The organism is Agaribacterium sp. ZY112, assembly GCF_041346925.1.
Taxonomy (GTDB): Bacteria; Pseudomonadota; Gammaproteobacteria; order Pseudomonadales; family Cellvibrionaceae; genus Agaribacterium.
This window is the reverse complement of record NZ_CP166840.1, coordinates 3226591-3248109: the sequence shown is the minus strand read 5'-3', so window position 1 is coordinate 3248109 and position 21519 is coordinate 3226591. Positions and strand designations below refer to the sequence as shown.

The window sequence follows — 21519 nt, the reverse complement described above, 5'->3', positions numbered from 1 at the left end:
CGGGCCATGTCGACCCGATTCATGCTGAGATAATAGCTGTAGTACTAACTGTGGTATCAACTATTTACGTGCTGCTCAATATGGGCTTGCACTTCTTTATCTCTTGCTGTGTTCTGGCTCAGGTCACGAGCAAAAAGCATATAAATCGCCGGTAACACGACCAAGCTAAAGATGGTGCCAATAAGCATACCTAAAACTAGTACAAGGCCAATTGAATTTCGAGCCTCTGCACCGGCTCCAGCAGCAAAGATAAGTGGGGTGTGGCCTGCAATGGTTGCGATACTTGTCATCAATACTGGGCGTAAACGGACAAACGATGCATCTTTAACAGCCTGTAATTTACTGATGCCTTTCTCTTGCAGTTTATTGGCAAACTCAACTACTAAGATGCCGTTTCGCACAATCAACCCGATTAAAGTAACTAAGCCGACTTGTGAGTAGATGTTGAGTGTACTCGACATAGGGTCTGTCCAGTGTGGCATAAAGGATTTTAAAAAGGTAAATACCAAAGCGCCAAATATCGCCATAGGTACGGAGCCAAGCAAAATAATAAGTGGGTCTCTAAAGCTATTAAATTGGGCTGCGAGCACCATAAAAATAATAATGGTGGCAAAAGAGATCGCTGGAATAAATTTATTACCTTCGGTGCGTAATTGGCGAGATTCGCCCTTGTAATCAATAGAGTAGTTACTTGGTAATATCTCTGTCGCTTTTTCTTCCATAAACGTAAGTGCTTCACCTAAAGGAACCACTGGAAAGCCACTTAAGGTGACGGCATTGAGTTGCTGGAAGCGATTAAGCGAGCGTGGCACGGTGCTATCGCTGATGCTGGCCACTTCGGCTAAGCGAATAAGGTGGCCTTGAGGGCCGCTAATATAAAGGTCATTTAAATCGTCAGGAGTCAGCCTAGCACTGCGCTGAACTTGAGGAATGACTCGATAGCTCATGCCTTGCATATTAAAGCGGTTTACATAGTTACCACCTAATAAAATGGCAAGATCACGGGTTACGGTTTGCAAGTCTAGGCCGTAATCAGCCACTTTGTTTTTATCAATAAGCACTTGTGCGTTGGGCTGATCGTATTTCATATCAAGCATAGGTGGAAAGGCAAACTTACCGCTGGCACCAGCTTCTTGTTGTAGTTTTTGGGCGAACTCAAAAATCTCAGTAGCAGGAGCTGTTGACATGATGGAAAAGTTAACTGGGAAGTTTGAGCCACCAGGTAGGGAAGGGGGCGTTGCTGGCATAATATTTAAGCCCGCAATTTGCCCCAAACGCTCTTGTACTTCCGGCATAATCTCTTTTACTTCGCGATCTCGTTCACTCCACGCTTTGGTGACTAAACCTGAAAAACCACCATTAGGAAAGGTGATCTGGAAGGTGAAATCTGTTTCTGGCACACTTTCAAAGGCTTCGTTTACTTGTTCTGCATAAAAACTACTTTGGTCGATCGTGGCATTGGCTGGGGTTTCGACAAAACCAAATATGATGCCTTGATCTTCCATCGGGGCGAGTTCTTTAGGAGAAAGCTGATAAAGAGGGATGATCAGCAGGGTTAGGCTGGCCCATAAAAAATAGACCGAATAACGATGGCGCAACGTTGCATCAACAAAACGCGCGTAGCTTTCCCTAAAACGTTCAAATAAAGGTTCGAGCGGGCCCGACATTTTTTTATTGGCTTGCAGCAGTTTTGAGCCAAGCATGGGCGATAGAGTAAGAGCAATAATGGCTGAAACAACAATGGCGCCAGCTAGGGTGATCGCAAATTCACGAAATAGAGAACCGGTTAAGCCACCTTGGAAAGCAATGGGTACATAAACAGAGACAATAGTGACGGTCATTGAAACAATAGGGCCAACAAGTTCTCTTGCTGCATCAATCGCCGCTTTAAACGGGGTACTGCCTTCTTCAATATGACGCTCGACATTTTCGACCATAATGATCGCGTCATCGACCACCAAACCAACACTTAACACAATCGCAAGTAAGGTCAGTAAATTGAGTGAAAAGTCGAATAGCTGAATAATAAAAACAGCGCCGATTAAAGAAAGCGGTATGGCAAGTAGAGGGATTAAAACGGATCGGCTAAAACCTAAGAATAGGAAAATGACCACAGTGATAATCAGTAAGGTTTCGCTTAAGGTAAAGACGACTTCATCAATCGCTTCGGCAATATAGGCGGTGGCATCGTAGCTGATTTCTCCCTCAAGACCGGTAGGCAAGGTATCTTGGATAATCGCCATTTCTTTTTTAACGCTATTGATAACTTCTAGTGAGTTGGCTGTGGGTAAGACCCAAACACCCATAAAAATAGCGGTATTCCCTGAATGGTTGACGACCGTGTTGTAGTCTTCTGCCCCAAGCTCTACATCGGCGACTTGCTTGAGTAAAATACTGCCCTGGTTAGTACGGCGAATAATAAGCTCTTGGAAATCTTCTATTGTTCGTAAGTCTGTATTTGCACTGAGGTTAACTTGCGTTAACGCTCCTTTGGTTTGCCCTAAGGTCGATTGCACATTGTTGGCAGCTAAGGCTTGATAAATCTCAGCCGGACTTACGTTAAGGGCCGCCATGTTTTCAGGTTTTAACCAAGCTCGCATAGCAAAGGTACGGCCACCAATGATTTCCGTACGCTGGATTCCAGGCAGAGCAGCGATTCTAGGTTGAACAGCACGAACCAGATAGTCAGTAATCTGGGCTTGGCTTAATAAATCCGAGGTAAAGCCTAGATAGGCTGCGCCGACTTGAGCGTCAGGTCCGGTGATAGTAAGGGCGGGTATCTCGGCTTCGGGGGGCAGTTGCCCGCGTATCTGATTTACCTTGGTGTTAATTTCAGACATCGCACGAACAGGGTCGTAGTTAAGCTTTAAGATGGCTGTAATCTGAGAAAAACCCAGTGAGCTTTGGCTTTCGATATAGTCAATGCCATCGGCAGAGGCGATGGCGCGTTCTATTGGGGTGGTGATAAAACCTTGCACAAGTTCCGCACTGGCACCGACATAAACCGTTTGAATGGTAATGGCCGAGCTATCACTTTCGGGGTATTGGCGAACGGTTAGATTCATCGCTGCCTGTAATCCTGCAATCAGGATAAGCATGCTCACAACAATCGAAAGCACAGGCCTTGTGATAAAGAGATCCGTAAATTTCATAAGTCTAGGGCCTAGCTATCTTCAGGTTCAGGGTTAAGGCTATAACTGACTTCTTGATTGTCAGTGATAAATACAGCTTGGCCGTTGAAGAGTTTAAATGCGCCAGCACTTGCGACTTTTTCGCCCAGAGTTAAGCCTTGAGCGATGGCGACATAATCACCACGCCGCGCAGCAATTTGAACAAACTGCTGCCTTGCCTGTAGCTGGCCTGTGTCAGTATTTTCTTCAATGACAAAAACGGTATCGCCATAAGGGGCATAAATGATGGCGGTAGATGGTACAACTAAGTAGTTGCTTCTCTCTGGAAGGTCAATGTGCACTTCAACGGCCATGCCTGGTAGTAATTTACCTTGTGTGTCTTCAAGCGTGGCCTGAACCTCTAAATTGCGTGTAACTTCGTTAACGGCAGCACCAACAGCGGTAATGGTGCCGTTAACTTGCTGCTCTTTTAGTTCGATCATATTGACGCTGACGGCTTGCCCAGGTTTCACCTGTGCTAACCAGCGCTGAGGAATAGGGAAGTCAACTTGCAAATTATTGTGTGAATACAAGTCTACGATAGGTGTGCCTGCTTGCAGATCTTGGCCTAGGTCGACTTTACGAATACCAAGTACACCGCTAAAACGTGCACGAATTTGTTTTTTCTTTAAGCTACTTTCAAGGTTTTGCACATCGGCTTTGGCGGCATCTAGATCTTTTTTGGCAACTTCGTAGGCACTTTCACTCACACTGTTGTTTTTGCGAAGCTTTTTGACTTGCTCGAAGTTGTAGTTAGCTAGGCGTAGCTGAGCCTCGGCCGATTTAAGCATGGCCTGCTCATTACCCCTAACTTGCTTGAGTAATAAGTCGCCAGCTTTAACTTGATCGCCAGAGTTAAAGTGTATGCTTTCTACTCGCCCGGCTAATTCAGCCATGACAGTAATACCTTCGTTCGCATGCACGGTACCTACTGCATTGAGTGATTTAGCCCATGCTTGTTCCTCAGCTTCAAACACGCTGACAGCAATAGCTGGCGCAGTGAAGTTTTCTTGGCTTTCAGCCATGCTTTTAAATTGCAGTGCTTTAATGGAGCCAATAATCAATACAATAGCGAACACCACGCCTAAGGCGATAAGTGGTGCTTTGAGCTTTTTCATAGCGTGGCCTTTGTCTTCCGAGCGGTATATAAGAGGGAGTAGTAAAAAAGGGGGGATGGTAGTTTATTAGTACAGACATTAGCACTTATTTATATGGCTTCACAAGCACTGCGTATGCATTGCGTTGTAAGTTTGATTTGAAATGTAACAGAATGTATCGAGCGGCTCTTTTGGCATTGGTTAAGTGTTTGCTTCAGTTTAGAGTTGCACTCTAATAATGTAGGCTGAGGTATTGGCAGTGAATACTTCGTTAGCAGTGTTGGTTCTTGATAAGAGTCATAGGTATTACTCTCTAGCGTATTGTCCCCTATACTAGCTGCTGCGAAATTGATTGGATAACCCATTTTAGCGAGGAAGCTATGCGCACTTTATTTCATTTCTTTGTAGTCGCTGCTGCGACATTAACACTGTTTGCTTGTTCTAGTTCTCGGACTGATGTTGAGTCAGACCTAGGTATTAAAGGTGCCCCAGATTGGGTAAATGAGGGAACTAAGGCGGTCGATAACGACAAAGGCCAGCTTATTCACGGTATCGGTTCTGCACCAGATATGGGTGATCAAAGCTTGCAGCGCTCTACTGCTGATGGTCGTGCACGCGCTGAAGTCGCACGTGTTGTGTCCACAATTGTTAAAAGCAGCTTGAATGATTACACCACTTCTACTGGTGAAACGGCTGATATGAGCGTCGAGCGTGAAATTACAACCACAACGAACTCCGCTCTTAATGGCTCGCTTATTGTGGCTAACTGGAAAGACCCTCGTACCGGCACCTTATATTCAATTGCCGAGCTTGATCTTAAAAAGCTCGACGCAGCGATTGAAAGCGCTAAGAAGCTAGGCAACTTGGATAAAACTCAATTCAAACAAGATTTAAATGCGAATTTTGACCGCTTTATGAAGGAGCAGAATTAATGAAAAAGCTAGTTATAGCGGCTACAGCAGTATTCACCTTGGTATTAGGTGCTTGTTCTACCTCGGTAGAACGCATTGATAGTGACAGTACCACTGACTTAAGTGGCGCTTGGAACGATACCGACTCGCGCCAAACCGCGCAGGCCATGATTGATGATGTACTTAGCCGTCCTTGGATTGATCAGCATGTGGCCAAAGAAGGTTCCGCTCCTGCTGTTATCGTTGGCCAAGTTAAAAACCTGTCCCACGAGCATATTAATACCAAGACCTTTATCGCTGATATGGAACGAGAGCTTATCAATTCAGGTCGTGTGCAATTTGTTGCGTCGGCCAATGAGCGTGAAGAAATTCGTGGCGAGCGAGAAGATCAAGATCTGAATTCAACCGAGGCCTCACGTAATGCCGCCGGCCAAGAATTGGGCGCCGATTTTATGCTGAAGGGGCAGATCAACACCATTATTGATGCCGAAGGCAAAAAGCAGGTTCGCTATTATCAAGTTGATCTTACTTTGATTTCGTTGGCTGATAACCGCAAGGTTTGGGTGGGGCAGAAGAAGATAAAGAAATACGTTAAAAACTCTAAAATGCGTTACTAAGGTTCTTGTCCTTATGAGTTTACGGCCTTAAATCCGTGTTGTGATTAAGGCCGGTCTTGCCTGAAGTGCTATTCAAGCCGCTTTTGAATGTATCCGTTACCAGATTGCCTAGGATGGCAGAATATTGAAAACATCAGCCCTGAATTGGTTTAGTCTAAGTGTTTACTCAAGCCTTCTCGCTGCACTGCTATTTATTTCTGGCTGTGCCAGCATGTCTATTAATATGCATGCCACAGCGAATCAGCTAAAACATTCAAAAAACGTCGAACAAACTTACCTAACGGTTTCGCAAGCGACGTGCAAATCACACAGCCAAGTTGAGTGTGACTTGAATCTTGGTTACCTTGCTCTTATGAGTGGCCGCTTTGACGAAGCCATCACTTCTCTCGAGTCGGCTAAGCAGCAGATGAAAGCGTTGTCTGCGACTTCCTTTGTAGAAACCACCGTTGCACTTACTATTAATGAAACAGGCCGAAGCTTTGAAGGTACACCGACTGACAAGGTTTTATTGCATAGCATGATGGCACTGGCTTATCTGATGAAATCTGATTTAGATGGGGCCAGAGTCGAGGTGCTGCAAGCGGATGTCGCTATGAACGCGCTGGCTAAAAAAGATTCCAGCTCGGGCCAGCTTATATTTATGCACTTTTTAAGTGGCATAATCTACGAAATAAATGATGAGGCTGATAATGCTTTGATCAGTTATCGCCGTGCCTATAGCTTGCTTAATAAGGGTACTACGCCTGTGCCCGAGGCTTTGCAGTTAGCCTTGTTAAAGCATACAGCAGCTTTAGGTCTGAACAACGAATACGATCAGTTTAAAGATCAGTTTGGTGAGCGTGTTGTGGCTGAAGCTAAATTGCCTTCAAAGCATTTCTATATCTACTTTGATGGTGTGGTAAGCCAGTTAATTAATAATCAAACGACACTGTGGTGGCCGGTTGATGAGGTGTATTTGTCGGTTGCTTTGCCTAAGTTTCCAAATAATTATTATCAACCGACATCAGCGAAGCTAAGTTGGCAAAGCCAAACTATGCAAACCCACGTTATTGAGGATTTAGAGCTCAGAGTACGTGATGATCTTAATGATGAAATGCCTAAACTAAGTGCCGCCGCTTTAGCCCGCGCTGCAACAAAATACAAAGCGGTGAAGTCGGCGCAAGAACAGGATAGCATGTTGGGCGCGTTTGCTAATGTGCTTACCATTATCTCTGAGCAAGCTGATATTCGTCAGTGGGCTGTTTTGCCTTCAAGTATGCAGGTTGCTCGTAACGATCTCTCACTGGAAAGTGAAGGGGGGAGTAATGACGGGTTTGTCGATATCAATATCATTGTTAATAATCAGCCTCAAACTGTTACGCTAAATAGTGAACGTTACAGTGTGGTACTGGCTGCCGATATTAGCCCCTATATTTTTCACTCAGAGTTTTAAACCATAAATGTTGAACCAAAGGATTGCTATGAAAACTTTTATAACTATTGCCGTGCTATTTGTAGTCACCGCTTGTGGTTCTACACCCACTAAAACTGATTGGGTTGAAAATCCTAGCTCAGTTTATTCTGATGCTCAGTATTTGAGCGCTGTTGGGCAGGGTAGTGATTTAGAGCAGGCGAGTACACGGGCCCAAGCAAACTTAGCCAAAATGTTCTCTGTATCTATTTACGAAAAACAAATTGATAGCAGTAGCTTTAATTCTGCTCAGGGCCAAACAAATACAAGTGTGAGTCGTCATGTTTCTGCCGAAGCTCAGCAGGAGTTAAAAGGTGCAAAAGTTGTTGAATCAAGAAAAGCGGAAGATGGCAGCACTTATGCTTTAGCCGTGCTTGATAAAAACATCGCCTCTCAAAACTTTCGCAGCCAAATTCGCAATGCAGACAAGCAAGTTTCTGAGCGTGTAAGTTACGCAAGCAACAGTGCGAGCAATGTGTTTAGTGCTTTATCTGCTTTAAAACAGGCTCATAGTATTCAGTTGAAACGTGAAAACCTTAATCGAAATTTAGTGGTTGCCTCAGGAAAAGGGATACCATCATCTACAACATCTGCAGATATTGAAGCCTTATTCCGCAATGCGACAAGCAGCTTAAAGTTTAGTGTTCAAGCAGAGCCTGCCGCTCTTGCCAATAAGTTGAGTGCGAGTAGCGAGAGTTTAGGAATTGCTATTGCAAAGGATTCTCCGCTTGTTTTGAAAGGCAAGCTCGATACTGGAGAGGTGTTTGAGCAGGGCGGCTGGTACTGGTTACGAGCGACTTTAAACTTGGCTGTTGAAGAGCATGGCAAGATCACTCGCAAGCAAAGTAAAGCTCTAAAAGTTTCTGCCAAGCAAAAAGATACCTTAGCGGCACGTATGCAAGCAGAAGTCGATAAACAGCTTGATGATGAGCTGCTTGGTTTGTTAATGACCGAAGAATAAGTTTGTATAAAAGCTTAGTTCGACAGAGGTTGTTTTAGCTTTTTATTCCGTAAGCTTCAAAAGCCTCTTCTTTGCTGTGGTAAATATCAATTTGCCACGGCAGCTTCTCTCCTAAAAGTTTGTACCAAGCGGCCAATGCTGTACCTGTATTGTTGCGTTTTACGATAGCGCAATTGATTGCGTGTGGACAGTAGCGTGATGCAGGTAGTAAACAAGCAATCATTTCTTCTACGTGCTTGGCGCTAATCTCTGTTTTATCGACTTGAGTCCAGTCACCGATAACATACTTGAGCCCATCCCAACGAGTATCACCTGTTACTTCTAAGGTGGCGTCTAAAAGCTCAGCCCCAGTGACTTCCTGGGTGTATTTTGTATAAAGTGTTTTACTTGGCAGCCAGTTATTTCTAATCATCACTTAGGCGCTTTGGGGTCTGGGTGTATCTAGAGTATAAGGCTATTTTTGTGAGTTATCGTTTAGGCTTTGGGTTTATCTTAAGGCGAGGGGTAGACTAACAGGCTTAACAATAAGCACTGTTAGTCTGGGCAGGGCTATTCGTTGGCGATAAGAGTGAGAGTTCGGCTGGTATAACCACTTATCAAGCCACTAGAAAAGCGCTCACTGACTAAGCCTATGGTTGTTTTAGTGACAGTAAAGCTTGTTGAGCATTGGCCTGTTAGAAAATCTGAATTTAATGAGCCTGCTTGGAAAACATAGCTGCCTGTTGTATCAGTGTTAAGCTCTTCAGACCATACAACGCTGTAACCTCCATTGCCTGTGCAGCGGGTCGTTACTTCAATATCTATAACGTAGCTTTTGTTACTATTAAAGCTCCAGTTTAAGCGAACATCATCATTTGAGCGGCTGTAATAGCCACTAGTATGATTGTGGTTTAAGCTGAACTGTTCAGCTAGATTGATGGTGCTTTTGTAGAGGTTGTGACCACTATTTCGACTTAGAGTGATGGTGTATTCGCGGTCTTTGGGATCAAAAATGTCTTGAATGGCTCTGTAACCATTATTTGAAAGATAAGAGTTGTATGTACCATAGTTTGAGTCAACAAATTTAGTATGAGTGTTTTCTAAGTTTGCCGCTTGATCAAAAATATCATCGCTGTAAGACTGCTCAAAAATACTTGCTTCGGTACTCGATAAATACAGGCTGTCACCACCAGTTAAAACGATATCTTCTCTAGGGCTATCTCCGTGCGGAGGGCGATCTAAGTCTACTTCGGCATAGAGTTGGCCGTCACCTGGGTCAATAATCGAAGCATTTAATTCTATTTCGCTACTGCTAAGCAGTGCTGAGCTTTCATCACTGCTGCCACCACAAGCGCTTAGCAGTGTCGCTAGGCTTATTGCAGAGATGGCACTTAGATAGAGGGTTATTTTTTTATTTTTTGTCTTATTCATTAAAAAGCAAGCCTCGCGTCAATACTAACAATACCCAGCGACTCACCTGAAATTTGATTAAGGTATTTAATATTACCGACTAAGGCAAACACAGGCCCAAAAGGCTTTATCACTTCTGCGATAGCAATCATTCCGATATCGGAATCTGACCCGAGTTTATGTTTTTGATAAAAGACTTCGGATTCATTGTAGTTTGCACCTAAGCGCAGGGCATAGTTCAGCGGTTTGGTTTTAAATTCTTTACCAACACTAAAGTATAAGGCATCAACTTCTGCTTCGATATCATTTGATGTCGTCATACTGCCTTGGCGGATCCCACCAAAAGAATACTGAAGCTTGCCATATTCATAGGTGTAAGAAGCACTTAGGCTATAGCTGCTATCGTAGTAGTCGTTAGAAAGTTGGCCAAAGCCTGTACCAGCTTGAAATAAATGCTTGCTGCTACTTTCACCGCTAGTGTTGTCACCGGCACTTGCATCGATACTTGTGAGTATGGCGGCTAAGGTGAGCCCCGTTAATACTTTTTTTCTCATAATCCTTCACGTTGTGGCGTTAATAAAGCGCCACAATCATAACGCTATTTACAAGCAAAATCAGAACTAATGGGGCTGGAGGCCTTTTTACTATTGCTTTAGATGGCTTTGAGGACTTGCTGTCGATGTTCAAAGCTAGATTCGTAATTGCCTTAAATTCATATCCGCATGACTTAGGTGTTCCCATGCATGCTCAAAAGCCTCTATGAGAGGTAGGGCTTCGGTTGCGGCCTGATAGCAAGCGAAACCTGAAAAATGCTTTTCGTTATTGAAGTAGAGCAGGCGCTTTTTATCAAACAGCATAAAGTAATCGAGTGACAGATGGTGTTTGTCTGTTAGTTGGTGCAAGCTGATTTTGCTGCTTAGACGGCGCAGTAAATACACTAGGTGATTTGCGTGTAGATCTAAGTTTTGGCTGTCTTCTACAAGAATACGAATGTGCACATGTTTATTCTTTCTTGCCAGTAACGAAAGTGCTTCTATTAAGGGCTCTTGATTAAAAAGTTCTTCGTTTAAGTGCTGGCTATAAATAAGCAGTTCTTTGCTGCTTAGCTCGGCCATCGTATGAAAGTGCTGCAGGTAGTGGTTGGGGTAAGCAAGGCGCTCAACATGGGCTTGAAATACCCGCTCACAGTTTTCTGCGCTTGTTATAAAGCACATTCGTTGGTGTTCAATGCCTACCTCGTCAAAGCGTGGGCCCTCAGTTTGCCAGTCTAGCTTTTGATAAAGGACAATAGCGCTGGTTTGTGCATGCATGTAAATACGTTCTTGTATACGGTGTTTGTTGCTGAGAGCATAGCGTGTTGCCGCATTTAGTAGTGCGCTGCCTAGCCCTTGCTGACGATGTATTGCCAGTACAGCAAGGCGGCTTATTCGCCAAGCATCTTTTTCTTTAATTAAGCGAATACAGCCTGCTGCTTGTTCATGAACGAAGGCGATCCAGTGTTGGCACTTTACTTCATACTCATCGAACTCTTCATCTATGGGCACGTGTTGCTCACGCACAAAGACCTCACAACGTATTGCTTTGAGCTCATCTTGTTGCTCAGCCCAAGTGCACGGTTGTATGTCGATGTTAGCCATGTGGGCTCCTATGCTCCTATATCGTTTGGAATCATTCTGATCTTAGCAGAAGGCCAGCTTCAAGCATGTCTTGCAGGGACGCTTGATCACTGGCTTCAAAGTTGTCGGCTGTAAAAGACTCATAGTGGCTCAGTGTTTTGGCTAGCTGCAAACTAGTCGGGTAAGCCTGGCCATTGATATAGGTGTAAACCTGCTCATTTGAATTGATATAGCTCACACGGTTGAAGCTTGAGAGCTTGAGTGGGCCGCTTTTTAAGTCGTCTGCAAAATCCAAGGGGAGGGCGCTAGGGTCAAGGCCTGGTTTTAAATGAGTGGCGTATTGGCCTAACCAATGAGCGATCTTGTCGGGCTCTTGCAGAAGTTTACTTAGACGCTGTTGAATGCGTTGAATACTTAAGTCAGCTATTTCACCGCTGTTTTGGCTGATCAGCTCGGGGCCGTCTTGGTAGCGCTGATCTTCAACTAATTCAGATGCTAAGTGTTGGCTTAGGTCTAAGAGTAATTCATTGTCACTCGGTGCTCTAAAGCCGATGGACCAAGTCATGCTTTCATTGACGGCTTCGCCCCAGTGAGCGACCTGAGCGGGAATATAAAGTAAGTCGCCCGCTTCTACTAACCAGTCGTTTTCGCATTCAAAATCTTGTAGTAATTGGTTGGGTTGATTGGGTACAAGTGGGCTATTGGCATCGCAGTGTTGGCCTGTTCGCCAGCGACGTGTGCCTCCTGCTTGCAATAAAAACACATCGTAATAATCAAAGTGTGCTCCTACGCCGCCGCCATCACTGGCATAGCTAATCATAATATCATCTAGGCGCCAATTAGGTAGAAAGCGAAAGCGTTGAAGTAGGGCGTTGACTTCTGGATCTAGGGCATCGGCATGTTGTACTAATAAAGTCCATTTTTTTTCGGGTAAACTCGAAAAGTCTTCTTCTGCAAGAGGGCCGTGTTTAACCTGCCAGTCTTGGCCTTTTTCTATGATAAGTCGGCTGTTACTTTCTTCTTCCATGGCTAGCCCTGCTAGCTCATCGGGGCTTATAGGGCTTTCAAAATGTTGAAACGCTTGGCGTACAAGAAGAGGTTTTTTTTGCCAGTACTCTTTAAGAAACTGTTCGTTGCTGACCTCGCCAAATAGTGATGTATTCATTTTAAATGTTCTTTGCTTTTATCGGCTCAGGAGTAGGGCTAGTTAAAGTATCTTAAGAGGGGTAAATGATATTGGGCTTTGTCTGGTTTTTATGTGTTCTAGGTACACATAAAAAAGCCGGGCTAGGCCCGGCTTCTGAGTCAATTATTTGTTGATGTAATTGACAATGTCTTTTGCTTGTTGGGCGGCGTTACCAATATAGCTGGCCGGTGTTAAGGCAAGCAGTTCGGCTTTTGCCTCCTCTGGGATGTCGAGCGTTTCGGTGAATTCTTGGATGACCTCTTTGCTCATATCCTTTCCTCGAGTGAGAGCCTTTAGTTTTTCATAAGGCTCTTCAATGGCGTAGCGGCGCATCACTGTTTGAATGGGTTCTGCCAATACTTCCCAGCTGGAATCTAAATCTGCTGCGATGGCAGTTTCGTTGATTTCTAGCTTGCCCATACCTTTTAACGTTGCTTCATAGGCAATAAGGCTATAACCAAAACCAACACCCATATTGCGCAATACGGTTGAATCGGTTAAATCGCGCTGCCAGCGGCTAACCGGTAGCTTCTGTGCAAGGTGGCCGAGTACGGCGTTTGCTAAACCTAGGTTACCTTCAGAGTTTTCGAAGTCGATAGGGTTAACTTTGTGAGGCATGGTTGAAGAGCCAACCTCACCGGCAATGGTTTTTTGTTTGAAGTAGGCGTTGCTGATATAGGCCCAGATATCTCGGTCAAAGTCGATCAGGATGGTGTTGAAGCGCGCACAAGCGTCAAACATCTCAGCCATGTAATCGTGAGGCTCAATCTGAGTGGTATAAGGGTTGTAGCTAAGGCCTAAGCTGCTGATAAAGCGTTCTGCGTGAGCTTGCCAGTCTAATTTAGGGTAGGCACTTAGGTGGGCGTTATAGTTGCCAACGGCTCCGTTAATTTTGCCTAGAAGTTTTACGTCTCGCAGGACTTCGTATTGGCCCTGAAGGCGTGCTGCTACATTGGCCATCTCTTTACCAACGGTTGTTGGTGAGGCTGTTTGACCATGGGTACGGCTAAGCATTGGGACTTCAGCATAGGCGAGAGCAAGTTCTGCAATGCCTTCAATGATTTGGCGCATTTTAGGCAAAATCACGTTGTCGCGGCCATCTTTAAGCATGAGGCCGTGACTTAGGTTGTTGATGTCTTCAGAGGTGCAAGCAAAGTGAACAAATTCAGTAACCGCTTGTAGTTCGTCATTGCCTTCAAATTTTTGCTTAATGAAGTATTCAACGGCTTTAACATCGTGGTTGGTTGTAGCTTCGATGTTTTTGATTGCTTGGGCGTCGTCTTCGTTGAAGTTGGCAACTAAGGCATCTAGAAATGCGTCGGTTTCAGCTGTGAATGCTGGTACTTCAGTGATTTCGGCGTGCTTAGCTAGGGCTTGTAGCCAGCGTATTTCAACTTCGGTACGGCGTTTGATTAGGCCGTATTCGCTGAATACTTGGCGTAGGTCGATGGTTTTGCTGCCGTAGCGGCCGTCGATGGGGGAAATCGCAGAGATTGCACTCAGATTCATGGTTTTCGCTTCAATCGATGGTTAGAAAAGGCGCGCATTCTATAGCAAAAACGCTTGTTTCGCAGCCAATTTGAAGTGAAAAGTGATTTTTACTTGCCGGGCTTGAATCTGTCTTGCTTGGCTTCTTTAATTAGCTCTCGGCACACATCAAGAATGGCCTTGCGATACAAGACAAGTTGCCAGCGACTGCCGCCGAGTTGACGCCAGAGCATCGCTGAGCGCACAGCGGCAAGCAGCAAGCTGCGTACCTGATTAGCCACTCTATCTTGCTGAAGGTAGTTGAAATTTCCAGTGACCTGAATGCGGTACTGAAAAGTGCTAATAGTATCGCTGTAAATATCGGCAATGTTACTGACTACATTGTCATGAGTGAGGCCAAATAATTCGACTTGTTTCTCAGCTGTTTCAAGCCGCTCAGCAATCACAGTGAGCAACTTTTTGCGGCTCTTAAGGCGTTTTTGTATATGCAGAACACCAAGAAAATAGCGAAAAATATCTGAAGCAGGTGCTTGGCGGTATTCGCTTAGTTGTTTTTCTAGGGTCTCGAGACCCGGCAATAGCGCGCTTATGCTGCCGTAAATATCTTCCGTCTTTTCTGGGGTGCGCTGGAATAAACTGTTGATTGAGGTTTCGAATTGCTCCGTGTCTAGGTAGCCGTTCTTGGCAATACGCTCAACTTGCGCTGTTGCTTGCAATATACCGGCTAGAGCAAGGCAGAGTTCTCGATAGCTTCCTTTCATATGTTTTTTGCTTAAATCTCAGTTGGTGTAGTTATCAGCGCTGATAGTACCGCTTGTTGTTGGTTTCTCTAGCGGTTATAGGCCTGTTCAATGACGGCGCCACCAAGGCAGTGTTCATCTTGGTAAAGTACCAAGCTTTGGCCCGGGGTGACAGCTCGTTGAGGCTCATGAAACTGCACCTCAAGAGAGCCATCGGTAAGAATCGTGATGTCGCAGTCTTGGTCGGCTTGGCGATAGCGTGTCTTGGCTTGGCATGAGAGCTTGCCTTCATGCTGCGCGCCATCGATCCAGTGCATCGGCCCTGTTCGCAAGCTGTCGGTAAATAGAAGAGGGTGCTGAGCGCCCTGTACAACAACAAGACGGTTATTGTCTAAGTCTTTTTGGGCTACATACCACGGTTCTTCCGGTGCCCCTTTGACTCCGCCAATGCCTAAGCCTTGGCGCTGCCCCATGGTGTGATACATCAGGCCTTGGTGTTGACCGATTACACGGCCATCTTCGGTGATGATCTCTCCAGGTTGAGCGGGAAGGTAGTTTTGTAAAAAGTCTTTAAAGCGACGTTCGCCTATAAAACAAATGCCGGTGCTGTCTTTTTTGTTGTGAGTGACAAGGTCGTGCTCTTCGGCAATTTTGCGAACCTCGGGCTTTTCCATGTCGCCAATCGGAAACAGGCTTCTATCAAATGCTTTGCCGGTGACAGCATGTAAAAAATAGCTCTGATCTTTGTTGTTATCTAAGCCTTTAAGAAGGCGGGCAGGTTGCTGGCTGTGATCAAGCCTACAGTAATGCCCTGTAGCTATATAGTCAGCGCCTAGTTCATTGGCATAGTCGAGAAACACTTTGAATTTAATTTCTCTATTGCACAGGATGTCGGGGTTTGGCGTTCGTCCCGCTTTGTATTCTTCAAGAAAGTGCTCAAAGACATTATCCCAGTAATTTCGTGCAAAGTTGGCGGTATGCAGGTGGATGTTGAGCTTTTGGCACACAGCCGCTGCGTCCATAAGGTCGGTCATGGCGGTGCAATAATCTGTGCCGTCGTCTTCATCCCAGTTTTTCATAAACAGGCCTTCAACCTGAAAGCCCTGTTGCTTAAGAAGTAGGGCGCTAACGGATGAGTCAACTCCGCCGCTCATACCAACGATGACTTTAGTCGAACTGGGGTCTTTAAACTTCACGGTAAATCTCGGAAAACTGGGTGGAGGCACAAATGGCAGCTAAGCCACTATTTTCATTGATATAAGATATTAGGGCAAGCGCGCCTTCATTTTAGTGACTCTTAAATAGCTGCTATTGATCGGCGGCAGGGTCTAAAGCTCCTGCTCAATGGCCTCTATGAGTTTATTGCTCATCGGTTTTGTGTTCGATCCGAAGCGCTGAACTTTGCTGCCATCTGCGCTAACTAGGTATTTATTAAAATTCCAACTTGGCTTTTTGCTGAGCCTTGCAAGCTCTTTAAAGGTTGGATTTGCGTCTTCGCCGCGAACAGCCGTTGGTGCGAGCATGGTAAAGCTAACACCGTAGTTTTTGTAGCAAATACCGGCGGCTTCCTCTTCATCTTTGGCGGCTTGCTTAAAGTCATCCGATGTAAAACCAATCACAACAAGACCTTGATCTTGAAAGCGCTGATGTAGCTCTTCTAGCCCTGAAAACTGCTTTGTGTAACCGCAGTGGCTGGCTGTGTTGACCAGTAGAATGGCTTTGCCTTTGTAGAGTTCACACAGGTTTACGCTGGTATTGCTATGCAGCTTTCTATAGTCATGATTTAAGAGCTTGGGACAGGCGGAATGTTTGTCTGCAGCGTCTATGTTGTCGTCGCTGTGAGTCACAGAGCTTAGAGTGATGGTGGCGAAGAGAAGAGCTGCGCTGATTAAATTTTGATAACACATAAGATATAAGCCTTAGAGCTTTGATTTTGCTCTAATTACGTTAACAGATATGGTTTGGATCTGTCGCATTGAAATCACGCCGCGCGTATACTGTGTTTGCCGATTTGTGGCATAAGGCTCAATCGGACAACTTAATCTGAACAGGAGTGAAGTAAGTGGCGATAGAACGTACTCTGTCCATCGTAAAACCCGATGCGGTATCTAAAAACGTAATTGGGAAAATCTACAGCCGTTTAGAAAGTGCCGGTCTGCGTATTGTGGCTGCAAAGATGCTGCATATGGATGATGACAAAGCAGGCGGTTTTTATAAAGAGCATCTTGGTAAGCCTTTTTACGATGCTTTAAAAGAGTTTATGACATCCGGCCCTGTTATGGTTCAGGTGCTAGAAGGCGAAAATGCGATTGAGCATTATCGTGAAGTCATGGGCGCTACTAACCCAGAAAATGCCGCAGAAGACACGATTCGTAAGGTCTTTGCTGAGTCTATGCAGCGCAATGCGGTTCACGGATCTGACTCTCCAGAGTCTGCTGCACGTGAAATAGCTTACTTTTTTGATGAAAGTGAGATCTGTCCCCGCTAAGATGCGCAACTGTTATATGTTGCACAGGTATGCTTAGTGAACACCGAAGTCCGCGCCGAGGCGCCCGCACTCACTAACCTAATGGGATTAAGTGAGGAAAAACTCGTAGCTTTTTTTGCCGAATTTGGTGAAAAAAAGTTTCGTGCCATTCAAGTGATGAAGTGGATTCATCAACTCGGCGTCACGGATTTCGATGAGATGACTAACCTCAGTAAAGGGCTTAGAGAAAAACTTAAGCAAGTTGCTGAGGTTAGGGCTCCCGAGCTAATGCAGCGCCTAGACAGTGCTGATGGCACAGCTAAATTCCTATTTCGTGTTGGTGGTGGTAATGCCATTGAGACGGTTTATATCCCCGACGGAGATCGAGGTACCTTGTGTGTCAGCTCACAAGTGGGCTGCTCGTTAGATTGCAGCTTTTGCGCCACGGGTAAGCAAGGTTTTAATCGTGATCTCGATGCCTTTGAGATTATTGGTCAGGTTTGGCATGCCGCCAAAAGTTTTGGTCAGTTAGATACTGCGAACGTAGCCGATCGCAAAGTGACCAATGTTGTGATGATGGGCATGGGTGAGCCTTTGCTTAATTTCGAGAACGTGGTTGATTCCATGAACTTGATGATGCATGACAACGCCTACGGCCTTTCTAAGCGTCGAGTCACCTTGAGTACCTCAGGGGTTGTACCAGCCTTAGATAAACTTGCAGATTACACTGATGTCAGTCTTGCGATATCACTGCACGCAAGTAATGATGAAATTCGCAATACTCTGGTACCTATTAATCGTAAATATCCCATTGCCGTACTTTTAGATTCTGCTCAGCGTTATATCGAGCGCATGCCGGATGTACGCCGCAAAATTACGATTGAATACACCTTAATCGATAAAGTAAATGATAGGCCCGAGCACGCTCGAGAGTTGATTGAACTTTTGAAAGACGTTCCGGTTAAAATCAATCTGATTCCATTTAATCCATTTAATTTATCTAATTACAAACGGGTTAGTGAAGGGGCTTTGCGTCGCTTCCAAAAAATGCTGATTGACGCTGGCTTTACAACAACTGTGCGCACGACTCGTGGTGATGATATCGATGCTGCATGTGGTCAGCTTGCAGGTCAGGTTCAAGATAGAACTCGACGCAGTCAGCGCTACAAGCTTGATGCTGAGGCATTGATTGCGTCATCATCGGATGTGATACCGGTTAAGTTGGTTCAAGATTAACAACAATAAATTGGGCAAAGGGTTATGAAATTACAGCGCATTTTAGTGCTTGCGTTTGCTGTATTGCTAAGTGCTTGTGTATCGACTATCGAAAACGATGGTATTAAGTTTGATAAGACGAAAGCAGTAGAGTCAAATATCAAACTGGGTATGAACTATTTGCAAAAAGGTGAGCGCGATCGAGCTCTTAGAGCGTTTACCGAGGCCCAGGAGTTAGATCCCAAATCAGCAGAAGCGATGCAGGGTATTGCTATGATTCACCAGTTAAACGGTGAGACTGAGCAAGCTGACAAGAAGTTTAAAAAAGCCCTGCGTCTGCGAGCGGATTTCTCAATGGCGAGTATTGAGTTGAGTTATGCTCGTTTCTTAGCCGAGAATGAGCGCTGTAAAGAGGCTTTGCCGCTTCTTGAGCGTGCTGGTGCAGATATTAATTACCCAAGCCGTTCGAATGCTCTGTATATGCTCGGGATTTGTTCTTTACAAACAGGCGATCGTAAGCGTGCCAAAGGCTCATTTGAGCATGCACTTAATATCAGTTCTCGTAATGCACCTGCGGCAATTGAGTTGGCAGAACTTAACTTTGAAGATAGAGAGTATCCAGAAGCTAAGAAAAATTTAGACCTGAATATGGCCAATTCTTCTGCTAGTGCGCGTAGCTTGTGGTTGGGTATACGTATTGAGCGTATTTTTGACAACAAAGATAAAGAAGCCAGTTATGCGTTGGCTTTAAAGAATTTACACCCGTATTCCAGGGAATACCTCGATTATAAAAACTCGTTAAAATAAGGCAGATTTGCTCGTAATGGAAAATCAGCAGGAAGGTTATAAAGAGGCCAGCGATACCCCGCGTTCTGATCTTGATGTTAGCTCTGACACAAATACCTTGCCCCCAGGTGCTCAGCTTAAAGCTTTGCGCGAGGAGCAAGGCCTAAGTGAAGATGATGTTCAGCGTCTAAGTCGCATCCCTTATAACAAGCTGCCCATGCTTGAAGCGGACGACTACGAGGGAATCGGCAATCCTGTTTTTGTGAGTGGCTATATTCGCAATTACGCAAAAGTGGTTGGTGCCGATGCAAGCGTATTGGTGGAGCAGTTTTTTGCAAGCCAAAATACTCCTAGTGATGAGCTTCGAGATATGAGTCTTGGTGAGGCTGTCAATGAGGGTGGGCTTAAGTTGCGCTGGGTCTTGGCGCTATTGCTGTTGCTTATTGTTGTTGCTCTTGCTTGGTTTTCATCTCAACGACTGGGCGGGCACTTTTCAGCTGCCGACATGACGGTGCCCATTATAGAGGAGCCTGTTAATGACGAAGCATCAGGCTTGGTGCTGCACTCAGAGCCTAATGGCTTGCAGGCCGCTACGAATGAAGGCACTGAGGTGGATTCGCAAGCCGATGTGGGGCTTGAGCTTGAACAAGATCTTGGCCGGGGCGCAGTTGTGGCAGCGGATACGATGCCGAACCGTGATGCTGGTGACTCAGAAAGTGCGTTGGTTTCAGGTGCCCTTGCTGCTACTTCAGCTTCTGCAGATGAGCCCGTTGAGCGTTCTGAACCGGCTGCTGATCCGTTAGCAAGTCAGCTTAATGAGGCGGATGCCGCTGACTCTCAGCTCGATTTTATCTTTAGTGATGAGTGTTGGCTGGAGGTCAAAGATGCTTCAGGAAAACGCTTATTTGCAGAACTGAAGGCCAAAGGGGATAATCTCCGCCTTTTGGGCCAAGCACCGTTCTCGATTGTGCTTGGAAATGCTAACGCGGTGTCACTCACTATTGATGGCCGAATTGTAGATGTGCCTCGCAGCAGTGTCGCTAAGCTGGCACGTTTAAAGGTGCAGTAATTTAAGCGTGCAATCAAAGGCACGGTCGTTCGTTAGCAGCCATTAAGTAAGCATTCAGTAAGAAGTAGGAATAAGCTTGAAAAAATTACAGGCCATTACCGGCATGAAAGATTTGCTGCCCGGCGATAGTCCGGTGTGGCAATACCTAGAAAATACCATCCGTTCTGTATTACAGAGTTACGGTTATCGTGAAATTCGCTTCCCCATTCTTGAGCAAACAGAGTTGTTTAAGCGCGGTATTGGTGAAGCGACGGATATCGTAGAAAAAGAAATGTATACCTTTGAGGACAGAAATGGCGACATGCTGACTCTGCGTCCAGAGGGTACGGCTTCGTGTGTGAGAGCCTGCGAGCAGCATCAAATGTTGTTTGATCGCGGTATCTTGACTCAGAAGCTATGGTATACCGGTCCAATGTTCCGCCATGAAAAACCGCAGAAAGGGCGTTTGCGTCAGTTCCATCAGTTTGGTGTTGAGGCTTTTGGTTTTAAAGGTCCCGATGTTGATGCAGAGCTCTTACAAATGACGGCGAGTCTTTGGAAGAAGCTAGGTATTCTTGATGTTGTTAGCTTACAGCTTAATAGCCTTGGTAATGCCGCTGCCCGCAAGGCGCATCGTCAGGCTCTTATTGCGTACTTTGAACAGCATGTCGATCAACTTGATGATGACAGCAAGCGCCGTTTGCATACGAACCCTTTGCGTATCTTCGATAGTAAAGTGGATAGCACCCGTAGTCTTTTTGATAAAGCTCCGATGCTTAATGAGTATCTTGATGACGAAAGCAAAGAGCATTTTGATGCCCTGTTGAAACTTCTTGATGAGCTTGGCGTCAATTACACCATCGATCCACTTTTGGTGCGTGGACTGGATTATTACAGTAACACGGTGTTTGAGTGGGTAACCGATAAGCTCGGTTCACAAGGTACTATTTGTGGTGGTGGCCGCTACGACAGTTTGGTTGAGCAGCTTGGTGGTAAGCCAACGTCTGCAATTGGCTTTGGAATGGGTGTCGAGCGTCTAATTTTGATGCTTACAGAGCTTAATTTAGTGCCTGAGCAGGTGCAGCAGCAGCTCGATGTCTATATCCTAGCGGTCGGCGATGTCAAAGCCGACGCAATGAAACTTGGGCAAGAGTTGAGAGACTCTGTTGAAGGCTTGCGTGTGCAGGTACATGGTGGCGCTGGCAATTTTAGGGCGCAGATGAAAAAAGCAGATCGCAGCGGTGCTTCTATTGCCCTGGTATTGGGGGAGGATGAAGTGTCGCGTGGTGTGGTAGCTGTGAAATATTTACGTGAAGAGCGTGAACAACAAACACTGACAAAACAAGAACTCTTTTCGGTCTTTAATTAGGAGTAATAA

General features: G+C 45.3%; 20 protein-coding genes. 9 read left to right on the top strand and 11 right to left on the bottom strand.

Going from position 1 to position 21519, the window contains the following annotated elements:
* Positions 1–56: 56 nt before the first annotated feature.
* Positions 57–3152 carry an efflux RND transporter permease subunit gene (locus AB1S55_RS14075; protein WP_370978813.1) on the bottom strand — a complete coding sequence of 1032 codons (3096 nt, stop codon included), beginning with the start codon at positions 3150–3152 and terminating at the stop codon, positions 57–59.
* An 11-nt stretch (positions 3153–3163) separates the two neighbouring features.
* Positions 3164–4288 carry an efflux RND transporter periplasmic adaptor subunit gene (locus tag AB1S55_RS14070; RefSeq protein WP_370978812.1) on the bottom strand — a complete coding sequence of 375 codons (1125 nt, stop codon included), beginning with the start codon at positions 4286–4288 and terminating at the stop codon, positions 3164–3166.
* A 359-nt stretch (positions 4289–4647) separates the two neighbouring features.
* Here AB1S55_RS14070 and AB1S55_RS14065 point away from each other — a divergent pair, with 359 nt between their 5' ends.
* The 4 genes from AB1S55_RS14065 to AB1S55_RS14050 all read left to right on the top strand — a co-directional run bounded on the left by AB1S55_RS14065 (position 4648) and on the right by AB1S55_RS14050 (position 8206).
* Positions 4648–5199, top strand: a complete 552-nt coding sequence (locus AB1S55_RS14065) for an LPP20 family lipoprotein (RefSeq protein ID WP_370978811.1) — start codon at positions 4648–4650, stop codon at positions 5197–5199.
* Entirely contained in the window at positions 5199–5795 is a 597-nt protein-coding gene (locus AB1S55_RS14060) for a penicillin-binding protein activator LpoB (RefSeq protein ID WP_370978810.1), read from the top strand. Before AB1S55_RS14065 ends, AB1S55_RS14060 begins: the two co-directional genes overlap by 1 nt.
* Positions 5796–5919: 124 nt before the next feature.
* Positions 5920–7227 carry a hypothetical protein gene (locus AB1S55_RS14055; RefSeq protein ID WP_370978809.1) on the top strand — a complete coding sequence of 436 codons (1308 nt, stop codon included), beginning with the start codon at positions 5920–5922 and terminating at the stop codon, positions 7225–7227.
* Positions 7228–7255: 28 nt separating this feature from the next.
* A complete protein-coding gene (locus AB1S55_RS14050; protein ID WP_370978808.1) occupies positions 7256–8206 on the top strand; it encodes an LPP20 family lipoprotein in 951 nt (316 codons plus the stop codon).
* A gap of 34 nt (positions 8207–8240) precedes the next feature.
* Here the strand turns inward: AB1S55_RS14050 and AB1S55_RS14045 are convergent, their stop codons facing one another.
* The 9 genes from AB1S55_RS14045 to AB1S55_RS14005 form a co-directional block, all read right to left on the bottom strand.
* Positions 8241–8621, bottom strand: coding sequence for a hypothetical protein (locus AB1S55_RS14045; RefSeq protein ID WP_370978807.1), 381 nt, complete (start codon positions 8619–8621; stop codon positions 8241–8243).
* A 134-nt stretch (positions 8622–8755) separates the two neighbouring features.
* On the bottom strand, positions 8756–9616 hold the full coding sequence (locus AB1S55_RS14040) for a hypothetical protein (RefSeq protein ID WP_370978806.1): 861 nt from the start codon (positions 9614–9616) through the stop codon (positions 8756–8758).
* Positions 9616–10149: a hypothetical protein gene (locus tag AB1S55_RS14035; RefSeq protein ID WP_370978805.1), complete on the bottom strand. Its 534-nt coding sequence runs from the start codon at positions 10147–10149 to the stop codon at positions 9616–9618. Before AB1S55_RS14035 ends, AB1S55_RS14040 begins: the two co-directional genes overlap by 1 nt.
* 135 nt (positions 10150–10284) lie before the next feature.
* Positions 10285–11232 carry a GNAT family N-acetyltransferase gene (locus tag AB1S55_RS14030; protein WP_370978804.1) on the bottom strand — a complete coding sequence of 316 codons (948 nt, stop codon included), beginning with the start codon at positions 11230–11232 and terminating at the stop codon, positions 10285–10287.
* A gap of 31 nt (positions 11233–11263) precedes the next feature.
* A complete protein-coding gene (locus tag AB1S55_RS14025; RefSeq protein WP_370978803.1) occupies positions 11264–12376 on the bottom strand; it encodes a cupin domain-containing protein in 1113 nt (370 codons plus the stop codon).
* Positions 12377–12520: 144 nt separating this feature from the next.
* A complete protein-coding gene (gene purB / locus AB1S55_RS14020; protein ID WP_370978802.1) occupies positions 12521–13906 on the bottom strand; it encodes an adenylosuccinate lyase in 1386 nt (461 codons plus the stop codon).
* 89 nt (positions 13907–13995) lie between these two features.
* Positions 13996–14646 (bottom strand): high frequency lysogenization protein HflD, encoded by a 651-nt coding sequence (gene hflD / locus AB1S55_RS14015; protein WP_370978801.1) that lies wholly within the window; start codon positions 14644–14646, stop codon positions 13996–13998.
* 68 nt (positions 14647–14714) lie between these two features.
* The gene (gene mnmA, locus AB1S55_RS14010) at positions 14715–15821 is read right to left on the bottom strand and encodes a tRNA 2-thiouridine(34) synthase MnmA (RefSeq protein WP_370978800.1); all 1107 of its coding nucleotides are present in this window, start codon (positions 15819–15821) and stop codon (positions 14715–14717) included.
* 132 nt (positions 15822–15953) lie between these two features.
* Positions 15954–16532, bottom strand: coding sequence for a glutathione peroxidase (locus tag AB1S55_RS14005; protein WP_370978799.1), 579 nt, complete (start codon positions 16530–16532; stop codon positions 15954–15956).
* A gap of 155 nt (positions 16533–16687) precedes the next feature.
* Between AB1S55_RS14005 and ndk the strand changes: the two genes are divergently transcribed.
* The 5 genes from ndk to hisS all read left to right on the top strand — a co-directional run bounded on the left by ndk (position 16688) and on the right by hisS (position 21510).
* Positions 16688–17113 (top strand): nucleoside-diphosphate kinase, encoded by a 426-nt coding sequence (gene ndk, locus AB1S55_RS14000; RefSeq protein WP_370978798.1) that lies wholly within the window; start codon positions 16688–16690, stop codon positions 17111–17113.
* A gap of 81 nt (positions 17114–17194) precedes the next feature.
* Complete coding sequence (gene rlmN / locus AB1S55_RS13995) at positions 17195–18328, top strand: 23S rRNA (adenine(2503)-C(2))-methyltransferase RlmN (RefSeq protein ID WP_370981602.1); 1134 nt, start codon at positions 17195–17197, stop codon at positions 18326–18328.
* 24 nt (positions 18329–18352) lie between these two features.
* Complete coding sequence (gene pilW, locus AB1S55_RS13990; protein ID WP_370978797.1) at positions 18353–19114, top strand: type IV pilus biogenesis/stability protein PilW; 762 nt, start codon at positions 18353–18355, stop codon at positions 19112–19114.
* A 16-nt stretch (positions 19115–19130) separates the two neighbouring features.
* Positions 19131–20162, top strand: coding sequence for a helix-turn-helix domain-containing protein (locus AB1S55_RS13985; RefSeq protein ID WP_370978796.1), 1032 nt, complete (start codon positions 19131–19133; stop codon positions 20160–20162).
* Between the two features lie 76 nt (positions 20163–20238).
* Positions 20239–21510, top strand: a complete 1272-nt coding sequence (gene hisS, locus AB1S55_RS13980) for a histidine--tRNA ligase (protein WP_370978795.1) — start codon at positions 20239–20241, stop codon at positions 21508–21510.
* The last annotated feature ends 9 nt before the right edge of the window (positions 21511–21519 follow it).